At 60.8% G+C, this 17,217-nt stretch carries 6 protein-coding genes; all 6 read right to left on the bottom strand.

Annotated features, from left to right (window positions below):
• Positions 1-128 precede the first annotated feature (128 nt).
• A complete protein-coding gene (locus G7064_RS03315; protein ID WP_166072444.1) occupies positions 129-4,118 on the bottom strand; it encodes a DUF4157 domain-containing protein in 3,990 nt (1,329 codons plus the stop codon).
• Between the two features lie 72 nt (positions 4,119-4,190).
• Entirely contained in the window at positions 4,191-5,330 is a 1,140-nt protein-coding gene (locus tag G7064_RS03310; RefSeq protein WP_166072443.1) for a contractile injection system tape measure protein, read from the bottom strand.
• 2 nt (positions 5,331-5,332) lie between these two features.
• The gene (locus tag G7064_RS03305; RefSeq protein ID WP_166072442.1) at positions 5,333-9,019 is read right to left on the bottom strand and encodes a SprB repeat-containing protein; all 3,687 of its coding nucleotides are present in this window, start codon (positions 9,017-9,019) and stop codon (positions 5,333-5,335) included.
• Positions 8,980-9,720, bottom strand: coding sequence for a hypothetical protein (locus tag G7064_RS03300; RefSeq protein WP_166072441.1), 741 nt, complete (start codon positions 9,718-9,720; stop codon positions 8,980-8,982). Before G7064_RS03300 ends, G7064_RS03305 begins: the two co-directional genes overlap by 40 nt.
• A 169-nt stretch (positions 9,721-9,889) precedes the next feature.
• Positions 9,890-13,600: a hypothetical protein gene (locus G7064_RS03295; RefSeq protein WP_166072440.1), complete on the bottom strand. Its 3,711-nt coding sequence runs from the start codon at positions 13,598-13,600 to the stop codon at positions 9,890-9,892.
• Positions 13,597-17,217 (bottom strand): baseplate J/gp47 family protein, encoded by a 3,621-nt coding sequence (locus G7064_RS03290; RefSeq protein ID WP_166072439.1) that lies wholly within the window; start codon positions 17,215-17,217, stop codon positions 13,597-13,599. Before G7064_RS03290 ends, G7064_RS03295 begins: the two co-directional genes overlap by 4 nt.

The raw sequence follows: 17,217 nt of genomic DNA, 5'->3' as shown, positions 1-17,217 counted from the left end.
GAACGAGGGTCTGGGGGGGGCTTGGTAGGCGGCTCACCCGGTACTAAGGTCAGGCGCCAGACGGTATACGCCCGCAAATACTCCAGGGCCAAGGTGAGGTTGTTCATCATACCGCCGCATCGATTAATCTACTCGCCGGGGCCTCTGAAATCAGGCCCCACCTGGTTGGTATACCTTGTGTCCCGGCTGCCTAGGCTTAGGTTAGCCTTCAAAGACATGAGCTTAAACGTAGTCAAATTTCGGTTCCAGTTTTCGCGTGCCGCCTGAGCAAGGTTGTTTCCCGGGGTGTTGCCTTTACCGCCAAAGCTCCAGTGTTCTGCAATGGCCGGGTCATGGTCGGGGGAGGCGTGCGCTACCGGAATAACCGCCTCGCCGTGTAGCGTCTGGGTGTAGCCGTGACTGGCTTCCAGCGCCGCCGAAGCCTGGCTCAAGAATTTGTCCTTACTGCCCGGAACCAGCCGGGCGGGCAGCAAACGAGCTTTGCTGCCCGCCCGGCTGGCGGCGGTATCCGTGTAAAGCGTCTCCCGGATGTACTCCCGATGATGAAATTGAGGCAGCAACACGAAGTTGACACCGCTCCCCACCAGGGTAACCAAGTTGGATGAGTGCCGGAAATTATGCCGTCGCCAGCTGGTGCCTTCACCGGCGTAAGAATGCGTGTTGGAGCCGCCATTCAGGGTGGTAGTGGAGAAGGAAAGGGTAGTGACCCCAGCTTCTTTACTTCTTTTTAGAACGCTCCCCGAGCTGCTAACGCGTTCAAAGCCTTTGGCCTGCAGATTCTCAATCCAACTGCCGGGAGCCACTAGCAATGGCGCTGCTACCGGAGCCGCGCCTGGCGTGGCGGGGACATCGGCTGGTTCTTTTTCGGATGGCTTGCTTCCTTTCGGGTTCAACTGCCCCACCACAAACCAGCGGCCGCCTATGGCTTCCACGTCCAGGGATTGAAACTGATACCGAAGTCGAATAGCCGTCAACAGGGGCTGAATGACCGCCGCCCCAATCCGCCGGCCCGATATGGCGTTCACGACGGCCACCGCCGCGCTCAGGCCGGCTTCCAGGCGCTGCGCCGGGTCCTTTGGCACCCCAGCCCCGACTATTGCTTTGCCCGCTTTTTGCAGCAGTTTGGCCGCCGGCTGCAGCACCTTATCCACGACGAAGGCCAGGGCCCGATCAACGGGCGTTTTCAGCTGCCGGATAATGGTGCGCACTTTGTCGGCTAAGTTGCCCAGCCCCAGCAGCTTGGCTAGAAAATCAATGCCGGCCACGATGGCGTTTTTTAACCCAAAAATCACCTTCGCGGCAATGCCGCCGATGTTGCCCCGCACCGCCATCTCCACCCCGTCCAGAAACGCATTGACCAAAGTCACAATGCGCTCGATGTTGTCCATCAGAAAGGTGATGCCGGCATAAATGGCTTGCGCGGCTTTGATAAATGCCCCCGCCGGGTTGAAGAGCGTGACAATGTAGGCCAGTACCTTTTTGATCGTCTCGTACAACACCGTTTTCTTGATCTTCTCGAAGATCTCATCCACCGTGTTGGCCAGCACTTCTTTGATATGCACCCAGAGTGCCCCGATGTCGGTGCGGGCCAGCTGAATCAGCTTGTTTACTTCCTGGGCGCCCTCCACCCCTTTTTCGATGGCGGCGAATACGGGGTCGCCGAGGCGTTTGCGGGCAATTTCGCGGAAGTTGTCGTACGTCAGCCCGATGACTTGCAGGGCCAAGCTAAACAGGCCGGCCGTATCTAGCTTGGGGGGCAATTTGATGCCCGCCCCGCCAACTTTGCCCCCCAGCCAGGTAAAGAAGCCCTCCACTAGAAACGTATCGATGTTCTCGACAAATGTGGCAAACCCTTGCTTGATACCCGCCGCCAGATTTTCCAGAAACCGAATAGGATGCGCGAGAATGTCGCCAATCACGTGCGCGACGCGCACCAGCACGGTCACCAGCAATTCGCCCAACCGATAGATGGTCAGGGCGACTTCCTCGATGAACTCCGCCGCCCGCTGAATCCAGGTTTTGCGCACGTCCTCGTAGATTTTATCAAAGACTTGGCGCAGGGAGTCCACGTCTTTCTTGTACGATTCGGCCAGGCTGCGGGCCAGCTCGGTCTGCTTTTCAGCCACGCCCGACTCCAGGTTGGCGAACTGCACGCGGTAGGTTTCCATGGCGTCGCCGACCAGTGTTTGCTGCTTGCTGCTCAGGCCGTTATAAAAGTTATCGGCTTTCGCTTTCCCCCGCTGAATAGCGTCCACCGCCTTATTCAGATCGTCGGCAACGCGCTGGGCAATGGCCCCAATCGTGAGGTCCATGGCATCGATAAACTTTCGCTTCTCAGCCTCAAATACCTGCTCAATAGCCTCGGTATCCTCGCCGAAGAAAAAGGCCTTCACCCCCCAGCCATGAATGGCATCCAGCTGCTTTTCCACCCGCTTCTCGAAGGCATCTTTGGCTTCCCGGGAGTCCTTTTCAAACGTGTCCTCTACGTACTTGCCCAGGGCGGTAAAGATGTCTTCAACTTCTTTTTTGGTGCCGTTATAAATCGTTTCCAGCTCGCCTTTAATGCGCTTTTGCTCGTCTTTATCCGCTTTATCGTGCGCACTTTGCTTGGTGAATACCGTTTTGAATCCTTGACTACGCAAGGCGTGCATCAGGCTGAAATCGGCCTTGGCTTCTTTCAGGGCCTGCTGCTGGGCGCCGCCGATGACCTGTTGCTCCTCGGCCCGATACGTTTGGGGAGCCGCTGCCGCCTGGGCCTGCGCGCCTTTTTTGGTGGCGAGGGCCTGCTGAAACTTGGGCTCATTGGAAGCGGCAAACTGCTCTTCGGTGTTGTGGTTTTTGGCCATCAACGCATCCAGCGACTGGCTGTCCTGCTCCAGCGAGATTTCGGCGTCCGTTCGGGGCTTGGGCGCGGCCGCGGCCGGGTCGATGAGTGGGGGCTTGGCGCCGGCTTTTTCTTCCACCAAGGGTTTGGGCTGGTGGGTTGGCAGCTGGCTGTCGGGCGGCGCGGGCTTGTGCGTTTCGGCGGTGATGGGCGCCGCGACGTTCTTGTTTTCCTCCTTAACCTGTTTCTGAACGTTGTTTTTGATGCCTTCCAGCGGCTTCTCCTGCTTGAACCGCTGCGCGTCGCTCTTGCTGTGGGGTAGCTTCTTTTCCAGCTCGTTGAGCTGGGCCTGCAATACCTTTTTGAACTGCGCGGCCGTAAATTTTTTGTTGGCGTCCTTATTCGTAGCGGCCGTTTGGTTGATGACTTCCAGGTGCTTTTTGCGGTCGTTGTAGGCTTTCTGCTCCGCCACCGGAAGGTGCGCCGACGCGGCCACCGCCGTGTTTTTTACTTCGGGTGACTTATGCCCTTGCTGGGCCTTTTTCACTTGCTGGGTTTGGGTAATTACTTTCCCAAATTCCGGGTCCTCCTGCGGCGTTTTTGGCGCCGTTTGAGTTGGTGTTTGCACCTCTTGGGCGTCTTCAGTTTCGGGGCCTTGCTGCGGAGTTGTTTCGGGACCAGCTGTGCCCGGAATCTGAGGCTGGCCCTCGCTATTTTTGCCCCCCAGCGCTGGCGTTTTAGTGGTAGCCGGATGGGGTTGGGCAGGTGAATGAGCAGCGGGTTCGGTGGGCGTAACCAGGGGCGTTGGAGCGGGTTCCTCCCCGGGGTTTACCCTGACCGCGCCCTCCTGCCAGGCGTGGTAAAGCCCTTGGGCCAGCAGGCGTTTCCCGGGCACCGTAGCCGGTTGAAATTCGCCCTGGCCCAGGAATAGGTGCTCCTGAAAAACTACCGCCTGCGCCTGCAGCTGCTGCGTAAGCTCCGTAGCCTGCTTATCCTGGTGCAAACGAATCGAGCTGAAATCGGCCGACAGGTGGCGCTCTGCCGCCCGCCGAAAGGTCTCGGGTAGGGGTACTCCGCTCCCCGGGAGCGGCGCCGTACTTGCTCGCCCTTGCACCACTACATCGGGCCGATCAGCGGCTGGGCGCAGTACTTTATGCGCAGGATGGGTGTGGATGGCGGGCTTGGCGGGTCGGAAAAAATCGCTCCGCCCGGCTTGCGCAAAGAACGGCTGAGCCGTCTGCGTGGCCGCCAACGGGGGAGTGACATGGACCGATTTTGCCGCCTTGATTTTCATCCCTGTTTCGGCCTTGACTAAACAACGTTACTTTGAAAAGCAGCGTGGGTTTATTACCTCATTATGAACTGCTTAAATCCACTCAACCCAGAGCAGGCCGGGCATCCACGGTAGTCGCAAGACGCCCATATTCCAGGGCAGCGATTCGAGCAAAATATCGGGGCCTCGCTGCTCCACCTGCAGCAGCCACTCATGGGGCGGGCGACGGGAAAGCTTGCCGGGACGCTGCAGGAACGTGGCGCGCAATCCTGCAGGGGAGGTGTGCTTCAGCGCTTGCCAATGCTGCACCACGGCTTCCAGCAGGGCCATGCTTTCGGCTTGCTCCGTTTCGCTCAGTTCCACCGCCTCCCCAAGCGGCGTTTCGAGCGCCATGCCGCAGAGAATTTTCGGCAGTCCCAGCTCATATTCGGGCGTTGTCCCGGCACCCGTAGCCAGATAATGCAGGAGGGCCAGCGCCCGCGCTGGCTGCACCAACAGCTCGTTCTCCACCACGCCCAGCTGCTCGAAAAAGCGGGGCAGGAAGGGGTGGAGCAACACCAGTCCAGCATCATCCACGTAGATGGCCTCGGCCGCCGGTTCAGGTTGGTCGGGCCGCGTAGACGCAGTGCTTAAAGACTCCGCCGAATCAGCCTGATGATTCGGCTCGTTGAGCGAGCCTGTACGCTCCTGTAGCAGGTGCTGAAAACTTGGCGAGAACTGCTTTTTGAAGCGCTGCTGGGCGTATTTCGTTGTTAGCCGCCGCTCAACTTCTGCTTTGTATGCGGCCGGTATTTCGGTTGAGAGCAAGAGTTGCTCCACCGCTTGTTCCAGCGTTTCTCCGGGGGGCAGCCGAAAAAACCAGGGCAGCTGCCCGGTTTGTAAAAAGTGTAAAAAAGCCCCCCAGGTAGCCTGGACCGGAGTTTTTAGCTGGGCTTTCGCATTTCCGGCGGTAGCGGCCGTGGCGGCTTTTTCCCGGAGTGCCGTTTCCAGCACCTGCTCTAGCGCCTCCAGCAAAGCGTGCTCGAGCCGCTGCAGGTCCAGCGACCCTAGCTGGAGGTCCAGGTGCTCCAGGTAAAGGTGGGCCTGGGCGGGCGAGCACCGCTCCAAGGTGCGCTCCAGCACGGCCGGCAGCCAGTGCTGGCACAGCTCGGCAAGCTGCCGCTGCACGGCCAGCCCTTCCGACTCCGTGCCGTTCATTTCTACGTGCACGTATTGCTGCTGAATGAGGTGCATCGCTACGGTATAGGCTGTTCAACTTGCCCAACGCAGCCCTTGTCCGTGATGGCCGTGAGCCGGACCGCGCCGCCAGGTTTTTGGAGCTGCGCTTCTACTTTCTGGCCCTGATAAAATGGCTCCGTGGGCTGGGCGATAGAGGCATCCCAGACCCAGGCTGTTATCGACTCCTGGGGGACATTTTCGACGTTGCCCGTGAACACAAACCCGTTGTTGGCTTGCCGATCGATGCTGATAGCGGGCTTTGGATTCGGGCCTTCGCAGAGCTTTTGATACTCGCTGCCGGTGCATTGATTGCGCTCCTGGTTATCGAAAGCCGGCACTCGGGATTCTTGGTTGTTTAGCCTGCGGTTAAGTAGAATGGCCCCGTTGAAGGGCGCGCCGGTCGCGTCGGGCTCGTTGGTGTAGCGCATCAGCAGGCTAAAGGTGGGCGTGGGCTTGGCGACGGAAAAGGGCAGCTCCAGGCTAAACCGCTCACACACAAAGTGCTCGATCCAAAGAATGCCGAACGGGTCAGTGGCGGCGGGCTCGTAGCTCAGCACCAGGCGGTTGGCCCCCAGCTCGGCCCCAAACTCAGCCACTAGCGCTTGCTGTATACGCTCATTCAGCTTCTTAATAGCTCCGCCGATGGCGTTGCGGAAGTTGCCGTTGAGCTGACCATTGGGAATCTGAACCAAGGTGGCGGCCCCTTCCAGCGCAAAATCCTTGTCGTTGAAGCGAAACTTCACTTCGCCATCCTGCCGGTACGCCTCGTAGGGCGCGCCCTCCACCGGCGACTGCAGCCACAACCGATAAGCACCCCGCCGCGACTGCCCGTCGCAGGGCAACTCGCAGGGTTGCTCGCAGCTGTGCTTGACCTCCACAGAAGCCTTGCATCCTCTCTGGTCTTCCACCTCAATGACGGCGGAAGTGCCACTCGCAATAGGCTCCGTGACAAGGGTATCCCCCGTGACGGGTGCCCCCTTAAACAGGTAAGGCGGGGTACCGCCCGCAATGCGAATAAAGGAGCGGTAAGCAGCCGAGCCCTCGCAGGTAAAGTCGGTTTCTTGGAGCAGCAGTTGGGGGGCAATTTCTATGCGCTGCGCTTCCGTAGTCGTGCTGGCCGCGTCCTGCAGCACCAAGCGGTGCGCCCCGACCGGCAGCGTAACGGGCCCATGGAGGGGCGCAAACTCGCCATCGTTTACTTGCACTTGGTAGGGCGCGGTGCCGCCGCTGGGGGTTATTTCTACGGCCGCTCCATTATTGGCTGTCGTGCAGCCAAGTTGGATGGTGAAGGCGAGCGCCTGGCGGCAGGAGTGCTGAACGCGCTGGGTGGCGGTGCAGTGGCGGCTGTCGGTAATGATAATCTCCGTTTCCGTGTCGCCGGGCAGCGCGTCGCTGAGGTAGGCGGGGCCATCCACCGTGCCCCGATTGGCCGTGTACGGCGGGGTCCCCCCGCTGATCTGCAAGCTCACCACGTATTCGTTGTTGTCGCCCACGCAGTCGAAAACTGGCTCTAGCAGGCGCAGCTGGGGGGCAATTACAACCGGCTGCGGCGCCGATTCCACCGCTTCCGCATCGCGCAGGATAAGCGTGTGCGAGCCGGCGCTCACCAGTACGGCTCCGCTGAGCGGCCGATACTCCTGGGTGTCCAGCTTGAGGCTGTAGGGCGGCAGGCCACCCTCGGGCGTCACTTGCACCTCAGCCTCGTTGTTCGGATTGGTACAACCCATTTGAACGGTGAACGAGGGTGGGGCTTTGGGCAACACAAACTGCACCGGCGCGCAATCGGAGCAGCAGAGGTAAGGCAGGAAAAAGTCGGCAATAACCGTCCCGTCCGCCAACTCATTGACGGCCGCCGCAATCACTTTCTCGGCTTCATTCTGGGGCGCGGGCGGGGCTACGGCGCTCAGGTTGGGCACCATGCCGGTGAGCGTGCCAAGGATAAAGCGCACATCCTCATCCACTACCAACTCCTTATTAACGCTGATGCGCCCCAGGGCTTCCGATACCGCCTGCGAGTTGAGGCGGCCCGTCTCCGCAAGACTGGTAACGGCCCTCGTAAAAGCCGTGGCCGGCAGGTTGGTCAGATCAAACCGCCGCAGCCCCAGGCCGGGCCGCCGCTGGTCCGGGTCATCATGGTACACCACGATAAACGTACCGCCTAGCGGCACCCCGGCCTTGTGCTGAATACCGGGGTGTTGCCGCAAAAAGTAACTGAGAAACTGCTTTTGCTTTAGCTCGGTCAGGCGCCGCTGGTATTCGCTTAATAAGGCGCGAAAGGCCTCCAGGCGGCAGTTGTAGAGGATATCTTCCAGGCGGTCGTCGAGCTCTTCCCACCGCAGGAGGGCCGCGTTGCCCTCCAGGTTGGCCATGGCCCCTTCGCGCTCCCGCTCGATGGCTTCCGTAACGCTGGCCAGATCTTGGTGTCGTTTTTCTAAGCGCGCAAAATCCAGCTGCCGGAGGTCGGGAGTGAGCTGCTCGTAGAACTTGGTGATATAGACCAGCAGGTAGAAAATGATGGCGTTGGACTGCCCGACATTCTGGGTGTTCAAAAAGTTGATAATCACGCTGGGGTCCAGCTCCGGCAGGGCGCCCGCGGGCAGATTGCTGTACCAGTCCTCGAAAAACCGCCCCAGGGTTTGGGGCTGCACCAGAAAATCGGGCGCGCACTGCGTTAGCAACGGCAGCTTGGGCTTGGCGGGCTCCGTTATTTTAGTGCGTCGCTCGAAGGGCAGGTCATAGAAATATTGCGTTTGCTTGCAGAGAAAGCACGTTAGCTCCGCTCTCAGCGTGTCGTAAAGCGTTTCCAGGTCCTGAAACTGGCAGTCGGCGTCGCTCAGGTCCACGGGCATGGTGGCATCGAACGCGCCCGTGCGCAGGGCAACGATGTCGATGGGCAGGCGGTGGCGGGTTTTCAGCCCCAGCAGGGTCGTCAGCACCGACTGATAGTTCTTGCCCAAGTGCCCCTCCACGCGCAGGAAATTGTGCGGTTCCAGGTCGTAGCGCAGGGGTTGTAGCACAAACGTGGGGGGCGCGGGCGCGTACTCGTCGGCGCGGTAGCTCAGGTTTTGGTTGGCCCGGCCGCGCCGAGTTTTTTGGGGACTCCATACCTGGTAGAGGGGCGGCGTGCCGGTTTGCTGGTAGTAATAGGGTATGGCCTTGTCAGAAATCGGGCCCGACCCCAAGTGGCTGGGCGTCATGCGAATGTGTCCATCCACGCGGGAGCTGATTGCCGCCTTGGGCAGGGGTGGATTGATGGTAAATTGGGCCACCATTTCCACCAGGCGCTGAAACAGCCCGCTCACTTCCTGGCTCTGCTGCTCGCAGCCGCTGAGGGCCGCGGAGGACAAGAAAGATTGGCGGTACAAGGCCGCATTCGGCACCGAGGCCGGCTGCACAGCGCCCAGCATCAGGTGGCGCGGAAACAGCTCCGACGGCGGGCAGCAGGCGCAAAGCAGCTCCGCTCCCTTCCAGCGAAACTCCTCATAAGCTGCCAGCAGGTCGTCAAAAAAATCGTAGTAGTAAGGCAGGAAACGTACCTGGCTGGTCGTCGTCGGGGCCGTATCCAAAAAGCCAAAGGTCGCGCCGAAACCAGCAAACGGGTTAGCCGGATAATTATCCTCGACTAGGGGCCGAAACGCGGTGTACGCCGCCGTGAGGGCCGCGCTCAGGGTTTGCGCCAGCTTCTCGCGGCGGAACACGTCCAAAAAGCCCCCAGCACCTGCTGGGACGTGGCCAGGCCCGTGTTGGGGACGTCGTAGCGAGGCAGGCGCAGGTCGGGCAGGGCGAGGCGGGCTTGCAGAAGGCTGTGCACGTCGGTGGGGGTGAGGCCCGCGCCGAGCTTATTGGCCGCCGCAATGATGTTGGTCAGGTCCGCTACCCGAATCAGCAGGCGCCGCACCGTGGCCTTTACCTCGGCGCCCCGGTCGTCGCAGTTGTTGGGGCTACAGTTGCGCAGACCTTCTTTCTTGAGCTCCAGAAACAGCAATACGGCTTTGTCGGCCAGAAAATCAGCGGGCGTGCCCAGCAACGTAGTGTTGGGCTCACCGGCCGGAAACAGCTCCCACAACGGGTATTGCGCCTTGGCAGCCGGATCCATAAAGGGGCGGTATTCCAGCTCCTTAGGCAGGGTATACTCCGCACGGTAGGCCACCAGGTGTACGTCGTCAGGCTCCACCATCAGGTAGCCTTCCGAGGTTATGCCGCAACCTTTGGTAAGGTGAATAGCGGCCGCGTCCGCCGTCGACGTGAGTTGAATTTCCAGCCCGCAGACGATGCCAATGCCAATGAGGTTAGCGCGCGTCAGCCGCTCCTGCTCGTCCAAATAGGTAAAGACCTGATTTAGATGCGCATTGGTGAGTACCTGATTGGCCTCGAAGACCGGGTAAGTTGCTTGTGTCGGTCGCATGGCGAAGGGCGGTTGTTAACCATTTAAAAGAGATTCGCTCGGGTGGTGTGCGGGGCGCTGGGGGGCATTTTTAGGTTCTATTGTGGCCCCGAGGGAGGGTTAGATAATTGGAATTTGAGCCGACGAGTAAGAATATCCTCTTCGGAGGCGTCGGCCTGCAGGGCTGGCACTACGGGGAGTTGCCGAGGGCGGTGCTGCCCAGCCGTACCGGGTTTTGGTCGCTGCCGTCATCGCAGTCGTGGAGGGTGGCGCTGGGGTAGGTGTTGCGTAGCTGGCTGAGCAGATTTACCACCACCCGCAGGCGGTACGACACCTCCCGGTACGCCGCGTAGCGCTCCTGCAGCAGCGCTTCGAGCGCGGCCGCCGTGTCGCTGGCCGCCTGGAAGGTGAAGCCGGGGCAGAGCGTTACCGGCCTGGGAGTGAATGCAGAGAAGTCGCTGAAAGCCCGGCCCGCCGCTACGTTGGCGTCCATCCAATCCGAAAAAGCCCCCCCGTACTGCGCTACGATGGTGGCGGCACAAGCGCACAGCGCCGCCGCGGGCGAGGCCGCCGACGTGGGATAGGAGGCTACTCCCGCCCGCAAGATGGCTTCGACGCGCTCCTGCAGGCGTTCCTCCGTCCAGTCGAAAGCCGCATTCGCCGTCAGCCACGCGCACCAGGCGTCCTCAAACCGCTCAAACTGCCAACCGGTGAGCGCGGTTTGCGCAAAATAGCCCCCCAGAACCGCCTGGACTTCATCCCACAGAGCATCCGTCAAAATGGTCGTGCAGGCAAAATCCGATGGCGAAAGATGGGCCGAAAATTCAGCCTTCAACTGGGCCGCCAGCGCATCGCGCTGCCAGTAGGTCAGGGTTTTGTCGGCGTACCAGCGCCGGAATACGGCGCTGAACGCGGCATACAGCCTAAGCGCGCAAGCGCAGGCCTCCTCCTCCGACGGCCGGGTGCCCTCCGCGGTCAAGCCTTTACTAGTGAATACGTTGGCTAGCTCCATGACTACCGCGTCGCACGGGTCTTCTAGAAACCCATCGTTGCCGACCCAGCAGGTTTTTCCCAGCAGATGAGCGGGCGTTTCCTGCTGAATGGTGCGGTTGGCAAACTGACGCAGCTCCAGATTGGTACTGAAGGGAGCGGTCCAGCCCGGCAGCACCAAGGTAAGCCGAAAGGAGTAGGGGTCTTCCTCGCCGCAGGTAGTGCAGCCGCCGTCGGAGCAGGCTGGGTAGAGCGCATCGCCGGGAAACTTAGGCCGCAGCAGCACGTGCTCCACCACCATAGCGCGCGCGTGGCTGCTCCACGTCAGCAATTCGTCCCGCAGTGCCTGGGCCGCCGCTTTGGTTGGCAACAAGTGAGGATGCTGCCCCAGCGGATTGCCGCTTTTATCCTGCAGCGTAAGCCGAAACTGCTCGGTTTCAGGCACTATGGTATAGGCAGTGGGCTGAATCATCTGCTTCAGGATCTCCCGAAAGGCCCCCTGGGTCGCGGCTTCTTCACTGGGGCCGCTATGGTTGATTGTGCCGGTCAGCCACCGCTGGTGATGCGGATCTTGCAGCTGAAAATCAGTGAGGGTAAATGGCCCCGGCGCGGTTCCCGTCAGCGTGCCCGAAAACGCCAGATCAGGGTAGCCTAAAAGCAGGTGGATGCGGCGCTTGAGGCCCGCAATGTTGCCCGGGGCGCAGGGCGCTTGCTTATAGGAAAATGCTTTGCCCCGATCGTGGCTGATGAGCGGGTAGGCTTTCAGGAACGCGAGTTTATCGTCAATCAGGCGCGCCCGGCCTACTTCCTGGCCTTGCAGGCTGGTGAGCAGGAGGGTGTACTCGCGGAATTGCTCGCCGAACCGCGCCAGCAGATGATCCAGGAAGCGGTTGCGGCGGGTCAGAAACTCGGCCCGCGTTTCCGTCATGTCTTCCAGCGCCGCCTGATCGAGCCCGTCAACGAGCTCGGAGTAGTCCGCCAGCACCGAATCGGTGAACTGGCGCACAAAGTAGGTGCGCTGCACGGCGGGGTTCAGCGAAAACAAGTCGGCCATGTGCGCCACCTGAGCCAGCGCATTGCCCAGCAGCTGCTCAAACACGAGCAGGTAGGCTTTCAGCTGTTTGGCCTGCGCCCGCCGCGGCGGCCCTACGTGGGAGGGCAGGCCGGCGGGGCCAATGCCATACGTCAGCGGAAAGCTGTGCTGAACCGGAAAGTAGTCCTCGGGGTGGCGGAAGGTGCCCGCCGGCACCGGCAGATCCTGGGGGGCATTTTTGAGCTTGGGCCGGTCGGCTTCCCCGCGCAGCTGAGTCAGGGTGTCGCGGGCCTCATCCAGGCGTGGCAGAAAGGGCAGCCCATTCTTGTAAAACAGAAACCGCGACAAGCTAAAATACAGCCGGGGCTGGTGCAGCGGGCTCACGTACAGCAGCCACGAAGCACTGATTTTGGTGGGGTCAAACACCGGCTGGCCATTCACCCAGGTCGGGTCGGCGGCGCCTTTTACCGGGTTGCCTTCCGGGTCATACTTGGTGAGCAGTAGGTTGTTCACGGCCCGCACGCCCTCAATATCCATCAGCCGGTTGATGATATCGGAGGTGCGCAGCACGGATTTGAGCTGGGCTTTTTCCAGATCCTCGGCCTTAATAAAGCCGTTATCCAAAGCCGGGCCGTTGAAAATATCTTCCACCGGAATGCCTTCCTCCAGCAGTTCCGGCAGCCGGTAAAACGGCACCGGCGGATTGAAATACTGCGTAATGGCCAACCAGATCTGCGCCTGCACCCGCTCGATGTCGGCGTCGGGGGCTACTTCCACGTCGGCGCACACGGCCACATCTTCTATCTCCACGCCCTGCACGCGGCAGAAATCCTCGTCGAGGTTGCGGTGGGCGTGGAGCACGGCCTTGGCCGCACTGACCGCTTGCGCCACCTTCAGCAGCTTGTGGCGGTAGCGCTGCACAACTCCCGTCGCTTTTTTGTCGGTCAACAGCGCCGCTACATCACTGACTGCGGTTTGGTTTTTGGCGGTGGTATCCCCAAAAAAGCGCAGCGCCGCATTTTCAATCCTGATTTTCTCGCCGCCGGGTTGCAGCTCCAGCTCCCAGCTAGCGTAGAATACGTTGCGCCACTGCGCGCGCAGCTGCTCATCGGTCAGGGGCGTATTATCCGTTTTAGTACGGTTGAACTTGGTTAACGTGAGGTTGAAGAAAGCGCCATTATGCTCGGAAAATGCGTCGTGGCTGGCTAGAAAAAGATCCCACTCTTTTCGTTTTTCCAGCTTCCACTGGGGGAAGCGCACTTCCACCGTCATGGGGTGGCGCTGGCCCTCGGCATCAAATACGGCGTAGGTGTAGTCGATTTTACGATCATTCAAGTCACCTAATTCCGGGTCCGCTTCCAGTTCCAGCAGCACCTCGTACAACCCGCGCACCGCCACGGTTTGGGGGGTAAGCCGCTGGTTGAGGGGCTTGTGAAAACTGAGTTGCAGCTTGTCGTCTTCGCACCACGCGTAGTAGGGCACGTCGCAGGCGCATTCTTTACACCAGAGCCAGGCATTGCGTACCGGCTCCAGATCAATGAGCAAACGGCGGAAATCGTCGGGGGTGCAGGGGTTAATGGTCAGGATTTCGCGGGCCGTGAAGAAGGCCTGATCCGGGAACGGCTGCGTCGGATCCGGGGAAGGCGTGGCGGGGGCCAGCAGATCCTTGATGTCCCAGCCCAGGCGATACGCCAGGTCGGTGATAGCGTAGCAGAGAGCCTCAAGGATGGTGATGCCCGGGTCGTGCACGTTGTAGTCCGTCCATTGGCGGCTGCCCATCTGCTCGACAAAGCCAATCCCTTCCCGGCGGAGGCGGAAAAAGTCCTCAGCGGGTTTCAGCACGGGGTGCTGCGGGATGGACGTGGGCTTTGGGCTCATGCTGGGCAAGGGCAATTTTCGCGGGGGGCATTTTCCGCCACGGGGTCAATGATCTGGATCAGATGCTGGGCCGCGGGCACCGAAACGAGGATGGAAACCGCCGTAGAACCTTCTACTTCCGGCCGGTCGGCGGTGCCCGTTGCGCTATGGAAAAGCTGGAAATCGGTGACGTAGTCCACGTAAGGCTGCTCTTCCACAAAGTTGAGCAGCACGGATTTGTAGATTTTGCCGCCAAAGGAAATACTGCTCTCCCTGCCCGGAAAGGCCCACGGCGACAAAAAGCGGGTAATGGCTTCCTGGAGCTGCTTGACGTAAAAAGCCTCATCATAGCCCTCATACAGGCGCACCTTCAAGCTGACGGACACTTCCTCAAATAGCGGATTGCGGACGTGCAGCTTTACAAAACAGGACACGCGCTGGCGCAGGAAGGCCGCAATTTCCTCTAGCACGCCCAGGCTGGTGTAGGGCCGCAGCGGGTCGCGCAGGTTCTGCCGCTGCAGGTCGGGAATGGTCACTACCGTCACGTGGCCGGGGGCCAGCTCCCGGTAAATACCCGTTCCGCTGTCATTGGGCTCGTAGTGCAAATGGTTGATGCACTTAATCTTAAAAATGTGCGGGAAAGCCTCCAGCACCAGGTGCTCATAATCCCAAAGCGTCAGCGCCCGGTCTTTGTGGCGCAGGCGCTCACTGACGCGGGTGTAGAATGCGTCGGGAGCTTCCTGCCCGCGCCCGCCGAACGTGGCGAAGGGCTGCGTAAGGGTCTTGATGGCGGCAACGGGCTGGTCGAGCTTGGTGATGGTACCCGCCGGCAGCACCTGCGCCAGCAACGCGGGGTCGTTGGCCCGGTCGGTGAAGGTGGCGCGCACGGCCTGCGCGGCCACCCGGATCAGCCGGCACGTGGCCTCGCTCTTGCTGGCCACGGCGGCCCGAATCCAGTGCATGCCCGCGGGCAGCAAGGTGTTGGTGGCCGTCGCCTCCCGGGGCAGGGCAAACGTGATGATGCCGGAGTTGAGCAGCTCCCCGGTTTGATCCTCCACGTCATTTGGGGCAAACTCAATCCACTCATTCTGGCGCAGATAGCTCCAGTGAATATGCGGATCAGGCTTTTGGGTGAGCGGAGCCGCCGTGCCATCCGCTACCTGGAACAAGAGCGCTACCTGCTGCGGGGGGTGCAAGCCGCTAAGGCCGAGGTAAAATTCGGCCTCACTTTCCTGCTTGGCGTTGTCGCGCTGAAAGTCGAACTGGGGCAGCAGATACACGGACTTAGCGGGCTGGAGCAGCGGGTGCTGTTCGGCCTGCCCAAACGGGCCTACGTGAAAGAAGTGCGCGGGGCGTTGGGCCAGCGCGGCTTTATCGGCCGCCGAGTGTAGCGCGATGGTTTGCGCGGCTTCATAGTTTAGCGCCAGCGCGCTCATCGAGGGGCCCACGGGTGGACTGCCTGGGTCGCCGGCGTCAGCTTCTTTGCGCAGGTATTTGATCAGGTCGGTTTGGTACTGGGTTTGGCCAAAATCAGCGCTCAGCTTGAGGCGGGCGAAGCCGTGGCGCGCGGCTGTATTATAAAACTCCTCGTCCGCCATATCGGGAGCGTCTACCACGGGGGCGTTCAGCTGTTGCGCGAAGGGAAATGAGGTCGCGGTTACCGCCACGGCCGCGCTGCCCGAGGCTTGCCACTGGCCGGCCTGCAGAAAGTCGATTGTGACGGTGGGGGCGGCGCTGCCATACGCGTCGGGCGGCGTAAGCCACGCGGCCTCCACGGAGGCCGCCGTTAGCGTTTTTTGAAAGGCCTCTTTCGAGCCGATAACCAGCGCGTTGCCCGCGACGGGGGCGGGGCCAAAAGGCTGAAAGGGCTTGGACGTGTCTACCGGCCCGAAGTCGTTGGAAACGGCCAGCGTTTTAAGCCCCGTGACATTCACCTTAAGGGCGATACTCTGCACGACGGCGTCTTGCAACAAAGGGTAGAGATACTGCTCCGACTCCTGCTGCCGCAGCTTAAGCAGCAACAAAGGGAGCGGCGTGGCGAAGGTGTAGCCGTGCACCGCGGCGGAATAGGCCGTTACGGCCGGGTCGGCGCCAGTAAGCTCCACGACTAGTCGCAGCACGCCCGACTCGCTGGTAAATTTGGTGGCCGTTTTCTCCAGCCAGCCCTTCTCGGTGGTAAGCCAACACCTAACCTGGCCGGCCAAATCCGCGTAGCTGCCGGTCACCGTGAAATCGACGGTAATGGTGCGCGTGCCCTCGGCCAGCCACAGATAATGCGAAGCAAGTGCAAAGCCTACTTCCGCCGTTGGCATGGGTATGTGCACCAGCTTGCCATCTACGTACTGCTTGTGGTAAAACGGGTGCCACGACGCGTCCGGGGACGTTAAGTCAGCCCCCAAACCGTCGTCGGAGTTAGCCACCGGCGCGGCGTACAACCGCCCTGTTTGCTTGGCCGCATTGGGAGCGGTGCCCACGGCTTCCGCGCCGTGGCGGTAGACGGTTTTTAGCGCCGTTACGGCGGCTTGGTTGGCTACAAAGTCACGGTCATTAGCGAAGAAAACCTCTTTGCCTTGGCCGTCTTTGCCAGCTTTAAATAATTCGCCCCCCAGCAGCAAGTGGGACTCCACATTCTTGGCTAGTTCCAGCAAAATATGCGCGTGGGCGGGCTTGGGGGGCTTTTCTCGCAGCCGCAGAATATCGCGGTAGTAAAAGTCGAGGTGGCGCTGGGGTAGGGTATTGGCCTCCTTACGGGCGTATTCGCGCAGGCGCAAAAACGCGAGAAAGAGAGTGTAGTGCGGCGCGTGATCATCCCAGTCGGTGAACGTGCGCTCCAGCGCCAGTTTCGCCTCGGCTACTACGCGCGCATACACTTTCAGGAACTGTTCAAAAACGGTGGTAAACAGCGTATGCGTGACCAGGTGATTGACCTGGGTAAAGACGCCGCCACCGCTGCCGTAGCCCGTAGGATCAGCCGCAATTCCCGCCTCGTACGTGGCCCAATCGGGCGCGCCGTTGGGTATCCACTGCGTGGTCAGCCCCGCGGAAACAACCGAGGTGAAGGTGCTCATGGGGCTGCCCAACATGTTGATCGGCGGCGTGGGCACGGCATCCGTCAGTACTCCGAGCGAGATGCCCGCTTTATGGTAGGCAATCAGGCGCCCGAAGCCAGGGGCCAGCTGGGCTGAAATAAGGTTTTGCAGCACGCTCTTTAGCCCTATTTCGGGCGGGAGCGTGGCCGCCATCATGTCCAGCTGCCGGGCCAGCGTGGCCGCACTGCTGAATAGATATCCAAGGTGGTTTTTCAGGCCCGGCTCATCAGCCTGGTTATCCAGCGTATTCAGAAATGTAAAGAAGGCGCTAACCTGGGCTTTGTACTGCTCCACGTCCTGCACCGCTGCCGTGGCCAGCTGCAGGGATACATCCTGAGCAAAGAACTGCTGCCAATTGCCGGCGGCTACATTCTTCTCGTTGTAGTACTTCAGATAGCGGGCGTAGGCCTGGGCGAATACCATGCTGTGCGCGGGCGTGCGCTCGTCTACCGGAGCCGAGGCGGGCGCCAGCGCGCCGCTCGCGCGCTGCGCCTGACTCGTGCCCTCGCGGCTGAGTTTGAGCGGGTCCGTGTTCTGCGAGCAGGTCAT

Origin of the sequence: Hymenobacter sp. HDW8, assembly GCF_011305775.1 — a bacterium.
GTDB lineage: Bacteria > Bacteroidota > Bacteroidia > Cytophagales > Hymenobacteraceae > Hymenobacter > Hymenobacter radiodurans.
This window is presented reverse-complemented; position numbering and strand designations above follow the sequence as displayed.